The sequence below is a fragment of the Nocardioides sp. HDW12B genome (genome assembly GCF_011299595.1).
Taxonomy (GTDB): domain Bacteria; phylum Actinomycetota; class Actinomycetes; order Propionibacteriales; family Nocardioidaceae; genus Marmoricola_A.
Genome location: NZ_CP049867.1, coordinates 162,305 through 174,817, shown reverse-complemented (window position 1 = coordinate 174,817; position 12,513 = coordinate 162,305). Strand labels below are relative to the sequence as shown.

Sequence of the window (12,513 nt, the reverse complement as noted above, 5' to 3'; positions counted from 1 at the left end):
GAAGAGAGGTCCCGCCCGATTGGGAGGCTCGGGCGGGACCTCAAGGCATCTGTCCCATTGGGAGGCTGAGACAGAGCCGGAGAAAGGGCGGCGACGGCAGGCGGGATACTGATCCTGAGCCGTTGAGCCGAGAGCGACGCGTCGCGTGTTCTGTGAACCCCTCCTCGCGGAGACCCCCCCGGGTCCCCGTTAGTACGAGAGTACCTCACCAACCCAGCCGACAAACAGGCCTGAGGGGGACCTTTTTCCCCCTTTGCCCCTTGCGGGGGACGCGGACCTGGGTTATACCGCGTCCTCGTCCACGGGCACCGCGGAGGTACTCGTGGTGGGGCGCACCGATCTCCCCCAGCGTTCGAACTTCTGTCCCGTCGCGATGCCCCCCAGCCAGACGGCGAGCACCGCGATGATCACGCCGCCCACGTCGTCGGCGATGTAGTGCCAGCCGAAGTAGAGCGTCGAGATGACGGTGAGCCCGAAGAACACCCAGGCCGACCAGCGGATCAGCCGGTGGCGCACGGTGTAGTGCGCGACGAGCGCGATCACGAGCGTCAGCGCCGTGTGCAGCGAGGCGAAGCCCGCGACGCTCTGGATCGAGTCGCTGAAGGGGTTGAGCGGGAAGCGGACGTCCTGGCGACCGCGCCACAGCGAGTCCTGCAGCTCGGTGACACCGGTGACCTGCAGGCCCTCGTAGAGCCAGGGGTACCAGAACGTCGGCCCCATGGTCGGGATCAGGTAGTAGCTGATCGTGCCGAGCGTCCAGGTCAGGCAGTTGGCGGTGGCGTACCAGTAGCCGTAGGAGATGTTGCGCGACCAGACCAGCCAGATCACCAGGCTCAGCGGCGCGATCGGCAGGTAGAGCAGGTAGATGAAGGCGAAGAAGTGCGCGGCCCAGGTCTCGCCGAAGATCGCGTGCAGCACCACGGCGGGCTCGTTGCCGAAGAACAGCCAGCGGTCGAGCTGGTGCAGCAGCGGGTCCTGCATCGTGTCGTAGATGCGGGGCAGGTAGTTCTTGAGGTTCCGGTAGCTGACGTAGGTCACGTAGAAGCTCGTCAGCCCGATGACCACGAGGCTCACACGCTCGCGCGTCCAGTGCTCACGGACGATCTGGCGGGCGTGGCGCATCACCGTCGAGGGTTGACGGCCGGCGCGCCAGAAGGCGCGCGGCACCACGTCGGCCAGGAACGCGCCGACCACCATCGCCGGCAGCCGCACCCAGGCAGGACCGAGGAACCCGTCGGGGTCGCGAAGCCGCTCGTCGAGGGACCAGGAGGCCACGACGGCCACCAGCCCGGTGAGGATCGCGACGCCCACGAGGAGTCCGTAGGCAGGTCGCTTCATAGCAGGTCACTCTACGGAGGTGCCGGGCGTCGGGACGTCAGGTCCCGCCTCTGTGGGTGTGGCGTGCGTCGGAAGGGGTGCGACTCGTGTCACATCCAGGGTCAGCCGCACCAGCTCACCGGCGGCGCACGCCCGCCCCGCGGGGGCCACGGCGTCGAGCTCGAGCCCGTCCTCGAGGCGTACGACGAGCCGGGTCTGCTCCGGCGTCGAGCGGCTCGTCACCACCGTCGCGGGCACCGACCCGGCCGCGTCGACCTGCAGGGCCGACCGCCGCAGGGCGAGGGCGCGTCCGTCGGGGGACCGGTCGGCGTACGCGGCGCGGAGAGGGCGGGCCTGGTCGGCGGTGAGCACCCGCGCGTAGCCGAGGAAGCGCGCGGCCTCCGCGTCGACCGGGTGGCGCCAGACCTCCTCGAGGGTGCCGTCCTGCACGAGCCGGCCCGCGCGCAGCAGCGCCATCCGGTCGGCCACCGCGAAGGCCTCGTCGTGGTCGTGGGTGACCAGGAGTGCCGTGGTGCCCGCGGTGGTGAGGATCCGCCGCAGGTCGACGGCCAGCCGCTCGCGGAGGTCGCGGTCGAGGGCGGACAGCGGCTCGTCGAGCAGCAGCAGCCGCGGCTCGACCGCCAGCGCCCGGGCCAGCGCCACCCGCTGCCGCTCGCCGCCGGAGAGGGTGGCGGGGTCGCGGTCGCCGAAGCCGGGCACCCCGACGAGCTCGAGCAGCTCCGCCGCCCGGGCGGCGCGCTCCCGGCGTCCTACCCGCCGCAGCCGCAGCGGGTAGGCGACGTTCTGGGCCACGGTGAGGTGGCCGAAGAGCTGACCGTCCTGGAACATCAGCGCGAACCCGCGCCGGTACGTCGGCACCCGGGTCACGTCCTGGCCTCCGACCCGCACGGCGCCGCGGTCGAGACGCTCGAGGCCGGCCACCGCCCGCAGCAGCGTCGACTTGCCGCAGCCCGACGGGCCGAGCACCGCCAGCACCTCCCCGGCCGGGAGGTCGAGGGACACGTCGCGGAGCACGGGGGTGCCGGCCAGGGTGACGTCGAGGTCGCGGACCTCCAGCCCGGGGGCGCTCACCTCAGTACACCCCCAGCCGGCCGACGCGGAGCCGCTCGACGGCCAGCAGCACGCCGGCCGTGAGGCTGCCCAGCAGGACGGCCGCGGCGAGCGCCGTACCGAAGCTCTCCGCGCCCGGGCGACCGATGAGCTGGTAGATCAGCACCGACAGCGTCGGGGAGTCGGGGCGGCTGAGGAAGCTGGTGGCGCCGAACTCCCCCAGCGAGACCGCGAAGGCGAAGCCGGCCGCCGCCAGCAGCGACCGCCAGGCCGTCGGCAGGTCGACGTCGCGCAGGATCCGCAGCGGACCGGCGCCCAGGGTCGCGGCCGCCTCGCGCTGGCGCTCGTCGACGCCGCGCAGGGTGGGCACGAGCGCACGGACCACGAGCGGCAGCGCCACCAGGGCCTGCGCCACCGGCACCAGCCAGGGGCTGCCGCGGAAGTCGAGCGGCGGGGTGTCGAGGGCGACGAGCAGCCCGAAGCCGACGGTGACCGCCGAGACCCCCAGCGGCAGCATGAACAGCCCGTCGAAGGCCCGGACGGCGCGGCGCAGCCCGGGGTGGGCGATCCGGCGCGTCACCAGGACGGAGACGACGACGCCCAGCCCGACCGCCAGCAGGGTGGCGTCGGTGGCGGTGCGCAGCGAGGTGGCGGCGGCGTCGAGCACCGACGTGCGCAGCGGCGACCCGGGGGCGGACTCCGACAGCGAGCGGTAGCGCGCCAGCGACCACGCGTCGTCGACCCGCAGCGAGCGCGCCACCACCGCCAGCAGCGGCAGGGCGACCAGCGCCACCGTGACGGCCGTCGTCGCCAGTGCGGTGAGGTCCACCCAGCCGCGGGGGCGCCGTCCGGGGGCGGGAGCGGCGCGGTCGACGACCCCGGCCCCGCGCGGCTGCGCCCGCCCCGCGAGCAGCAGCAGCGCGACGACCACGAGCACCTGCAGGACCGACAGGGCCGCGGCGGCCCGCAGGTCGAGGAACTGCGTCGTCAGCAGGTAGATCTCGGTCTCGACGGTCGAGTAGCGGGTGCCGCCGAGGGTCAGCACCACGCCGAACGCGGTGGCGCAGAAGAGGAAGACGACCGACCCCGCGGAGAGCAGCACCGGCCGCAGCGCCGGCAGCGTGACGGTCCGGAACACCTGCGCGGGCGAGGCGCCGAGCGCGGCCGCGGCCTGCTCGCGCTGGGGGTCGAGCGAGGCCCACCAGGGCCCGACCATCCGCACCACGACGCTGAGGTTGAAGAAGACCAGGGCAGCCACGATCGCCGCCGGAGTGCCGTCCCCGCCGAGCCCGCCGAGCGGGCCGCCGGAGGAGAGCAGGGTCCGGAAGGCGACGCCCACCACGACCGTCGGCAGCACGAACGGCACCGTCACCAGGCCGCGCAGGAACGCCGAGCCCGGCAAGTCGAGCCGGTGCAGGGCGTACGCCGTCGGCACGCCCAGCAGCAGCGTGACCGCGGTCGCGACCGCCGAGCTCCAGAGCGTGAACCACAGCACGCCGGCCACCCGCGGACGGGCCAGGTCGGCCAGCACGCCACCGACGTCGAGGCGGCCGTCGACGACGAAGCCCCGCTGGACCATGCCGACCAGCGGGACCACGAAGAAGACGACGATCACCGCCAGCGGCACCAGGGCCGCCAGCAGGCCGACGACGAGGCCCGCCGAGGGGACACCCGTCGGTCGAGCCTGTCGAGACGTCATCCCGCCGTCAGGTCGCTCCACGTCCGGATCCACTCGTCGCGCTGCGCGGTGACCTCGGCCGGGTCGACCTCGATCGGGTCGGTGGCCGGCTCGGCCCATTCCTCCCACAACGGCGGGAGGGGGGTCTCCGCGTCGACGGGGTAGACGTACATGCTGTCGGGCAGCGCCTTCTGGAAGGTGCGGTCCACGAGGAAGTCGAGCAGGGACTGCGCCCCCTCGGGGTTGTCCGCCCCGGCCAGCACGCCGGCGTACTCCACCTGCCGGAAGCATGTTTCGAGCAGCGCGCTCGTGGTGGGCCGCTCCTCCCCCTTCGGGATCGTGAACGGCGGCGAGGAGGAGTAGCTGAGCACGATCGGCCGGTCGCCGTCGCCGCCACCGGCGGTGAAGTCGACGGTGTAGGCCTCGGTCCAGTCCTTGGCCACCCGCGCCCCGTTGTCCATCAGCCGGGTCCAGTAGTCCTGCCACCCGTCCTCGCCGTACTCCCCGACCGTGGCGAGCAGGAAGGCGAAGCCGGGCGACGACGTCGAGGCGGCCGGGGTGACGAAGAGGTCGCGGTAGGCCGGGTCGGCGAGGTCGGCGAGCGTGCGCGGCGGGGCCTGGTCGCGCTCGGCGAACCACGCGTCGTCGACGTTGACGCACACGTCGCCCCAGTCGACCGGGGTGAGCTGCTCGCCGGCCTCGCCGTCGAGGGCGTAGTCGGCGGCGGAGGCGGGCAGGTCCGCGGGGGTGTACGGCGCCAGCACGCCCTCGTCGGCCGCCCGGGTGGCGAAGGTGTTGTCGATGCCGAACACGGCGTCACCCAGCGGGTTGTCCGCGGTCAGCACCAGCTTGTTGGTCAGCGAGCCCGCGTCGCCGTTGGTCTGCACCTCGACGCGGTAGCCGGTCTCCTCCTCGAAGGCGCGCAGCACCTTCCTCGGCAGGTACCAGGAGTCGTGGACCAGCAGCGTGACGTCGCGGTCGGCGACCGTGCTGCCGTCGGCGGCGGTGCCGGTGGTGGTCTCCTGCTCGCTGCCTCCGGTGATGGAGCAGGCGGTGAGGGCCAGGGCGGCGGCGGTGACGGCAGCGGCCGCCCTCCACCGGGGTCGTGCGTGCTTCATGGTCGTCTCCCAGAGGTCGGGAGGGTCTCGCGGTCGTGCGAGAAGAGCTCGACTTCCTCACGCCGGTGCTAACCGGATCAGGTTCGAGGGTCTGCGGCCGTTTCCGCACTCTCAGCGCCTGGTGGCGCTCCCCTGTCGTTCAGCCGCCACGGTACTACGCGGGGCCCCGACGACCCGCCGCGGAGGCCGCACCGAGCCACGAGTGGGGGTTGTTCCACCAGCACCAGCCCAGGCGCGGGGCGCCCTTGCTGACCCAGAACGACGGCACCCGCGCGTTGTCGGCGCGCGAGCCCAGCGCCTGGAAGGCGTGGTGCGTGGTGAACACGTCGGGCCGCTGGGTGACCAGGGCGACCCCCTCGTCGATGGTCAGCGGGGTGCGGCCGGCGGCCAGGATGCCGGGCTGGGCCTCGCTGGGGCGGACACCGAGGGTGTCGCGGCCGGTGCGGACGTCGAGCAGGAGGTACGCCGTCGCGTCGGGGAGCCCGACCGCGACCTCGGGGACGGGCCGGAAGCCGGCGAGCTCGTCGGCCATGTCGGTCCAGCCCGCCTTGCCGCGGACCCGCCAGGTCTCGACGGCGGCGACGGTCGGGACGAGGGCGGCGGTGACGACGAGGAGGAAGCCCATGGCCTGGTCGGGGGGCGGGTCCGCCGGGTCCGCCGGGTCCGGCGGGTCCGCCGGGTCGTCGGGCACGACGGCGTGCAGCGGGGCGAGTCGCTCCCGGAAGGCGTCCTCGGTCAGCCCGGCGAGCGCCGGGTGGCCCACCTCGACCAGCCGGTCGACCTGGCGGTCGAGCTCGGCCGCACCGCTGCTCGTCGTACCTGTCACGTCGCCGTCCACCTGGCCATGGTGCCTGATCGGGGGTCAACCGGTGTCACCCCGTGGCACCAGGTGACCCCGGTCGTCAGGCGACGGCGTACGTCGCGACGCCGTCGGTCGCGCTGCGGACGAGGACCCCGTCCCCGGCGAGCAGGTCGAGGTGGACCATCGTCTCCATGACGGCCATCGCGCCGTTGAAGACGTCGAGGTCGGCGAAGGCACGTTCGCGCCGGGTCCACGCCAGCTGCCGCGCGACGTCGTACGCCGTGACCGCCCCGCCGGCGACCGCGCGCCGGCAGAGCTCGAGGCGCTCGTCGTGGTGGGCGAGCAGCTCGCCGACCCGGGCGTGGGAGCTGTCGGTGACGGCGCCGTGGGCGGGCAGCAGGCGCAGGTCGGGCAGGCGGCGCACGCGCTCGAGGGAGCCGAGGAAGTCGCGCAGCGGGTCCTCGGCGTAGACGAGCTCGAAGCCGACCGACGGCGTGATGGTCGGCAGCACGTGGTCGCCGGCGAAGAGCAGGCTGGCCGCGAGGTCGGCGAAGACGAAGTGGCCCGCGGTGTGGCCGGGCGTCGGTACGGCGGTGAGGACGCGGTCGCCGACGACGATCTCCTGCTCGCCGTCGAGCCAGCGGTCCGGCGGCTGCCACACCGACAGGTCGGGGTCGTTGCCCTCGAACATCTTCTCCCAGGCGGCGGCGGTGTCGGCGGCGCCGGCGAGCCGCAGCCGCGGCACCGTCGGGTCGTGGTCGAGGGTGCCGCTGTTGAAGAGGTCGAGGGTCGCCTTGTCACCGATGCCGAGCTCGACGGTCGCGCGACCGAGCTCGGAGCGGATCGCGGCCGCCTGCGTGTAGTGGTCGCGGTGGGCGTGGGTGACGAGGAAGCGGCTGATGTCGCCGACTCCGGCGCCGAAGGTGGCCAGGCTCTCCTCGAAGCGCGTGCGGGAGACCTCCAGGGCCCAGCCGCCGTCGATGCAGGTCAGCCCGTCGGCCGTCTCCAGGACGTAGACGTTGACCGCCCGGAGGCCGTCCATCGGCAGCGGCAGCGGGACCCGGCGGACGCCCGGGGCCACGACCTCCGCCGTCGGCTCGGTCCAGGTGGTCCGATCGGCCAGCGTCTCGGTGGCAGGGTGCTCGCGCTCGTGGTGGGCGGGGTGCTCGACGTCGGTCACCGGCCCATCCTGTCCGACGACCTCACCCGTCTGTCCCCGCCCCGGGGACGGCCGATTCCGTGCACAAGTTCGCTCATGTGGCGCGTGAGCATCACATCAGCCCCACGAACGTTCTTGTGAACGATTCTGCGGGCGCGGGAGGGTGGGGGCCATGAGCAGCCCGAGCGACCAGAGCACCCCGGACCCATCGAGTACGCCGCAGCGTGGGCTGGTCGTCGACGACGCCACCCGAATCCGTCGGGAGGCCCACCGCCAGGTCACCGACCGGGACGCCCTGGACGCCGTGCTCGACGAGGCGCTGCTGGCGCACGTCGGGGTGGTCCGCGACGGCCGGCCGCTGGTGCTGCCCTTCGCGTGCGCCCGCGACGGCGACCACCTGCTGCTGCACGGCTCGACCGGGTCGGGGCTGCTGCGGATCGCGGCCGGCGACGAGGTCTGCGTCGAGGTCACCCACCTCGACGGCCTCGTGTTCGCGCGGACCACGTTCGACTCCTCGATGCGCTACCGCTCCGCCGTCGTGCACGGGGTCGCCGAGGAGGTACCGGCCGACGACAAGGCGCGGGCGCTCGACCTGCTGTCGGACCACCTCTTCCCCGGGCGTACGGCGGAGCTGCGGGCGCCCACGGCCAAGGAGCTGGCCGCCACGCTGGTCCTCCGGGTGTCCCTGGAGAGCGCCAGCGTCAAGGTCGCGGCCGGACCTCCCGAGGTCGACCCGGACGACCACGAGCCCCGCTCCGTGTGGGCCGGGATCGTCCCGCTGGCCCTGCGGGCCGACCAGCCCCTGGCCTCGCCCGACGTACCGCACGGGGTCGACGTACCGGCGTCGGTGCGCGCCACCCTCACCCGCCACGGGGTCTGATCCGTTCACAAGTTCGCTCATGTGGCACGTGGGGTGCTCACACGTCACATGTGCGAACTTGTGCGCGAAATTGATGGGTCGAGGTCACGGTGGGCTAGGAGGTCACGGGGTCCCGGGGGACGAGGCCGCGGGCGGTGATGAGGGGCAGGTCGAGGGCGGTGACGAGCCCGGGCGGGGCGGCGACGACGGCCTCGACGGCGTTGACCAGCCGCATGGCGGTGGTGATCATGCCGGACACGTTGTGGTCGCCGTGCTCGCCGCGGTGGGTGAGGTCGAGCGTCATCATCGGCTCGCCGACGACCTCGACCCGGTAGCAGCCGTCACCGGTCGGCGGCTGCGGCCAGTCCGGCCGCTGCTCGGGGTGGGTGCGCGTCACATGCTCGAGCACCACCCGCGGGATGCCGGCCACCGACCCGACGACCTGGAACCGCACCGCGCAGCGCGTCCCGGCCGGCACCGGTCCGCTCACCGTCTCGTAGTCGCGCGAGGCCTCGGCGTGCTCCACCGTCGCGGTCAGCGGCTCGTCGAGCTCGAGCTCCAGACCGGCCGCGATGATGCGCACCACCGAGCCCCACGCCAGCGGCAGCACGCCGTCGGAGAACAGGAACGGCACGTCGTCGACGGGCTTGCCGAACCCGAACAGCTCTCCGTTGACGAACGGCTGGTCGTAGGTCGAGTAGTCCGCGATCTCCGAGACCCGCACCTCGTCGACCCGCTGCGACAGCGACGTCAGCGTCAGGGGCAGCACGTCGTTGGCGAACCCCGGGTCGATGCCGTTCACGTGCAGCGAGGCGCCGCCCGACCGCCCGGCCTCCTCCAGCTGCGCCACCATCTCGTCGGGGATCACGCCGTGGGGGAACTGCAGGAACACCGGCCCGCTCGACACCACGTTGATGCCGGCGGCGAGCAGCTCGCGGAAGAGCTCGACCGCCGCGAACGGGTCGGCGTCGGTCATCGCGGTGTGCACGACGACGTCGGGCCGCAGCGCGACCAGCTCGTGCTTGTGCATGGTCGCCGGCAGCCCCAGCGGCGGACCGCCGCAGAGCTCGCCGACGTCACGGCCGTGCTTGGCCTCGCTGGACACCCAGACCCCGACCAGCTCCAGCTCGGGCCGCGCCAGGATCCCGGCGATCGCGTGGCGCCCGACGGTGCCGGTCGACCACTCGACGACGCGGATCACGAGGCACCCCCGGGCACCAGGTCGGACAGGCCGAGCGACAGGTTGGGGTGCGACAGCCCGCCGTCGACCTCGACGACCTTGCCGGTCAGGTAGCCCCCCGCCTGGCTGGCCAGGAACACGGCGGTCGCGGCGATGTCCTCGACCTCACCGATGCGGCGCAGCGGGGTGGCCGCCTCCATCGCCTCCTTGGTCGCCGGGTCCCCGGCGACGAACTCCAGCGCGGAGGTCATCACCGATCCGACCGCGATCCCGTTGACCCGGATGTGCGGGTCGAGGTCGCGCGCGGCCAGCCGCGTCCAGTGCGCGAGCGCGGCCTTGGCGGTGCCGTAGGCGAGGTAGCCGCGGTCGGCCAGCCGACCCATGACGGACGAGATGTTGACGACCGCGCCCGCGCTGCCGTTCGGAAGGTCGGCGTCGGCCAGCATGAGGGGTACGGCGGCGCGGGTCAGCGCGTGCGCGGTCGAGACGTTGAAGCGGAACGCCTCCTCGAGGTAGTCCGGCGTGGTGTCGAGGAACGCGTTCGGGATCGTCCCGCCGACGTTGTTGACCACGATGTCGAGCCGCCCCAGCTCCTCGGCCGCGCGGGTGGCGAGAGACGCGACGGCGTCGAGGTCGGACAGGTCCGCCGGTACGACGACCGCGCGCCGGCCGAGCGCCTCGATCTGCGCCGCGACGTCCTTCAGCTGCCCCTCGGTGCGCGACGAGATGAGGACGTCCGCGCCGCACTCGGCCAGCGCCAGCGCCGTACCGGCACCGATGCCGCGCCCGGCGCCGGTGACCACAGCCACCTGCCCGTCGAGACGGAACCTGTCGAGGATCATGCGCGTGCTCCTTGCTGTCCGGGTCGGGCGGGTCGGGTGGTGAGCCGCAGCTGCTCGGGGTCGTCGAGCACGCAGCGGGTGCCGGTGTAGATGGTGGGCATGCAGCGGTTGCAGTGGATGCAGGTGCTGCGGGTCAGGCCCTCGGTCCGCATCCGGTCGACCAGGTCGGGCTCGCGCAGCAGGGCGCGACCCATCACGGCGTACGCGAAGCCCTCGGCCATGGCGCGGTCGAGCGAGGCGCGCGTGCTGATGCCGCCGAGCAGCATCAGGGGAAGTGAGAGGCGCTCGCGGAACCGGCGCGCGTGCGGCAGCAGGAACAGCTCCTCGTAGGGGTACTCCTTGAGGAAGCCACGGCCCACCGTGCGCATCCCCCAGCGGACCGGGAACGGCATCTGCGCGGTCAGCTCGCGCAGCGGTGCGCCGCCGCGGAAGAGGTACATCGGGTTGAGCAGGCTCGACCCGGCGGTCAGCTGGAGCGCGTCGAGGCAGCCGTCGTCCTCCAGCATCGAGGCGACGTCGAGGGCCTCGTCGACCCCGAGCCCGCCGCGCACGCCGTCGGTCATGCCGAGCTTGGCGTAGACCGCGACCTCGTCGCCGACCTCGTCGCGGACGGCGCGCACGACCTCGCGCGGGTACGACGCACGGTGGGCGAGGCTGCCGCCGCGGGCGTCGGTGCGGCGGTTGGTGAGCGGGCTGAGGAACGAACTCAGCAGGTAGCCGTGGCCCAGGTGCAGCTCGAGCGCGTCGAACCCGGCGCGTACGGCGAGCCGCGCCCCGCGCACGTAGTCGTGCGTGATCCGGGTGAGGTCGGCCTCGCCGGCGCGCCGGACCATCTGCATGCTCAGGGGGCTCGGCATCGCCGTCGCGGACAGGGCGCGCGCCCCGTTCGAGCGGCCGTTCGCCACCGGACCCGCGTGGCCGACCTGGGCCGCGACCGCTCCCCCGGCGCCGTGCACGGCGTCGGTGAGCCGGCGCAGGCCCTCGAGCGACTCCTCGCGCAGCTGCACCTGCGCGGCGTGCGTGCGGCCCTCGGGAGACACCGCGAGGTAGGCCACGGTCGTCATCGCCGCGCCTCCGCGCGCCACGGTGGCGTGGAAGTCGACCAGCTCGTCGGTGACCACGCCGTCCGGCGTGCGGCCTTCGAAGGTGGCGGCCTTGACGACCCGGTTGCGGAGCCGGACCGGCCCGAGCCCGACGGCGGAGAACACGTCGGGCACTGCCATCGCAAAACTGTAACACGTTCCAGTTTTGGTCACTCGGGGGCGGTCGGTTTCCCACGGTATGCCGGCAAACTGGCACTCCCCACGGCGCCGGCACCATGGGGAGTGCCCACACGTCTGCATACCGTGGGAAACCGGCTAGCGTCACGGGATGGCTGCAGGCGCGCGTACGACGGACCGGGGCACGTCAGGGGCGGGACACCCGCCCCTGCGGATCGGCGTCCTGGGGGCGGCCCGCATCGCGCCCGGCGCCCTGATCGCCCCGGCACGTGAGCGCACCGACGTCGAGGTGACCGCCGTCGCCGCCCGCGACACCGCGGTCGCCGACCGCTTCGCCGCCGAGCACGGCATCGCCCGGGTGCTGCCCGACTACGAGGCGGTGGTGAGCGACCCCGACGTCGACGTCGTCTACAACCCGCTGCCCGCGGGGCTGCACGGCTGCTGGACGACCGCCGCGCTCGAGGCCGGCAAGCACGTCCTGTGCGAGAAGCCCTTCACCGCCAACGCCGACGAGGCCGCCGAGGTGGCCGCCGTCGCCGAGTCCACCGGGCTGGTCCTGATGGAGGCCTTCCACTACCGCTACCACGCGTTGACGGAGCGGATGCTCGAGGTCGTCCGCAGCGGGCGGATCGGGCAGCTGCGCCGCGTCGACGCGTTCTTCCGCGCCCGGCTCGGCCCCGCCTCCGACATCCGGTGGCAGCCCGGGCTCGGCCCCGGCTCGCTCATGGACATCGGCACCTACCCGCTGCACCTGATGCGCACCCTCGCCGGCGAGGAGCCCGAGGTCGTGTCGGCCGAGGCACTGACGCGCTCGCCCGGCGTCGACCGCACCCTGCTGGCGCGCCTCCGCTTCCCCAGCGGCGTCGAGGGCCACCTGAGCTCGGCGATGCTGGCGCGTCACGGCCGCGGCGACGGCGCCGAGATCATCGGCACCCACGGCCGGATGACCGTCCGGGGCTACGTCGGTCCGCAGGGCGGCAGCCACCTCGTCGTCCGGTCGCGCCACCGCGGCCAGGAGCGGGTGCAGCGCGCGTCGTTCACCCGCCACCCCACGTCGTACGCCGCGCAGCTGGCGGCCTTCGTCGACGCGGTGCAGCACGGCGCCGAGGTGCCGACCGGGCCCGCGGACGCCGTCGCGCAGATGCGCGCCATCGACGCGTGCTACCGGGCGGCCGGCCTCGCGCCGCGCGAGCGCACGCCCTGACGCCAGGCCTGACGCCAGGCCTGGCCCTGGCACTGATGGTGGCCCTGGCTCCGGCCCGTCCGG

11 protein-coding genes and 1 riboswitch are annotated in these 12,513 nt (G+C 73.6%); of the genes, 2 read left to right on the top strand and 9 right to left on the bottom strand.

Annotated features, from left to right (window positions below):
* Window positions 1-282 precede the first annotated feature (282 nt).
* From G7072_RS00810 to G7072_RS00785, 6 genes are all read right to left on the bottom strand, one after another.
* Window positions 283-1,338, bottom strand: a complete 1,056-nt coding sequence (locus G7072_RS00810) for a phosphatase PAP2 family protein (RefSeq protein ID WP_166083759.1) — start codon at window positions 1,336-1,338, stop codon at window positions 283-285.
* Window positions 1,339-1,344: 6 nt separating this feature from the next.
* Window positions 1,345-2,409: an ABC transporter ATP-binding protein gene (locus tag G7072_RS00805; protein ID WP_240917078.1), complete on the bottom strand. Its 1,065-nt coding sequence runs from the start codon at window positions 2,407-2,409 to the stop codon at window positions 1,345-1,347.
* Between the two features lies 1 nt (window position 2,410).
* Window positions 2,411-4,087: an ABC transporter permease subunit gene (locus G7072_RS00800; RefSeq protein ID WP_166083758.1), complete on the bottom strand. Its 1,677-nt coding sequence runs from the start codon at window positions 4,085-4,087 to the stop codon at window positions 2,411-2,413.
* Window positions 4,084-5,184 (bottom strand): thiamine ABC transporter substrate-binding protein, encoded by a 1,101-nt coding sequence (locus G7072_RS00795; RefSeq protein ID WP_166083757.1) that lies wholly within the window; start codon window positions 5,182-5,184, stop codon window positions 4,084-4,086. The genes G7072_RS00800 and G7072_RS00795 overlap by 4 nt, the downstream gene beginning before the upstream one ends.
* A gap of 36 nt (window positions 5,185-5,220) precedes the next feature.
* Window positions 5,221-5,328, bottom strand: a riboswitch (TPP riboswitch).
* A gap of 10 nt (window positions 5,329-5,338) precedes the next feature.
* Complete coding sequence (locus G7072_RS00790; protein WP_166083756.1) at window positions 5,339-6,022, bottom strand: DUF5701 family protein; 684 nt, start codon at window positions 6,020-6,022, stop codon at window positions 5,339-5,341.
* Window positions 6,023-6,086: 64 nt separating this feature from the next.
* Window positions 6,087-7,166: an MBL fold metallo-hydrolase gene (locus G7072_RS00785; protein ID WP_206063235.1), complete on the bottom strand. Its 1,080-nt coding sequence runs from the start codon at window positions 7,164-7,166 to the stop codon at window positions 6,087-6,089.
* Between the two features lie 151 nt (window positions 7,167-7,317).
* Between G7072_RS00785 and G7072_RS00780 the strand changes: the two genes are divergently transcribed.
* Complete coding sequence (locus G7072_RS00780) at window positions 7,318-8,025, top strand: pyridoxamine 5'-phosphate oxidase family protein (protein WP_166083755.1); 708 nt, start codon at window positions 7,318-7,320, stop codon at window positions 8,023-8,025.
* Window positions 8,026-8,119: 94 nt separating this feature from the next.
* Here the strand turns inward: G7072_RS00780 and G7072_RS00775 are convergent, their stop codons facing one another.
* The 3 genes from G7072_RS00775 to G7072_RS00765 are packed head-to-tail and all read right to left on the bottom strand — an operon-like array spanning window position 8,120 to window position 11,249.
* Window positions 8,120-9,205 (bottom strand): diacylglycerol kinase, encoded by a 1,086-nt coding sequence (locus tag G7072_RS00775; protein ID WP_166083754.1) that lies wholly within the window; start codon window positions 9,203-9,205, stop codon window positions 8,120-8,122.
* Window positions 9,202-10,026, bottom strand: a complete 825-nt coding sequence (locus G7072_RS00770; RefSeq protein ID WP_166083753.1) for an SDR family oxidoreductase — start codon at window positions 10,024-10,026, stop codon at window positions 9,202-9,204. The genes G7072_RS00775 and G7072_RS00770 overlap by 4 nt, the downstream gene beginning before the upstream one ends.
* The gene (locus G7072_RS00765; RefSeq protein ID WP_166083752.1) at window positions 10,023-11,249 is read right to left on the bottom strand and encodes an NADH:flavin oxidoreductase; all 1,227 of its coding nucleotides are present in this window, start codon (window positions 11,247-11,249) and stop codon (window positions 10,023-10,025) included. Before G7072_RS00765 ends, G7072_RS00770 begins: the two co-directional genes overlap by 4 nt.
* A 148-nt stretch (window positions 11,250-11,397) precedes the next feature.
* On the opposite strand from G7072_RS00765, the gene G7072_RS00760 reads away from it, so the two are divergent.
* On the top strand, window positions 11,398-12,450 hold the full coding sequence (locus G7072_RS00760; protein WP_166083751.1) for a Gfo/Idh/MocA family oxidoreductase: 1,053 nt from the start codon (window positions 11,398-11,400) through the stop codon (window positions 12,448-12,450).
* The last annotated feature ends 63 nt before the right edge of the window (window positions 12,451-12,513 follow it).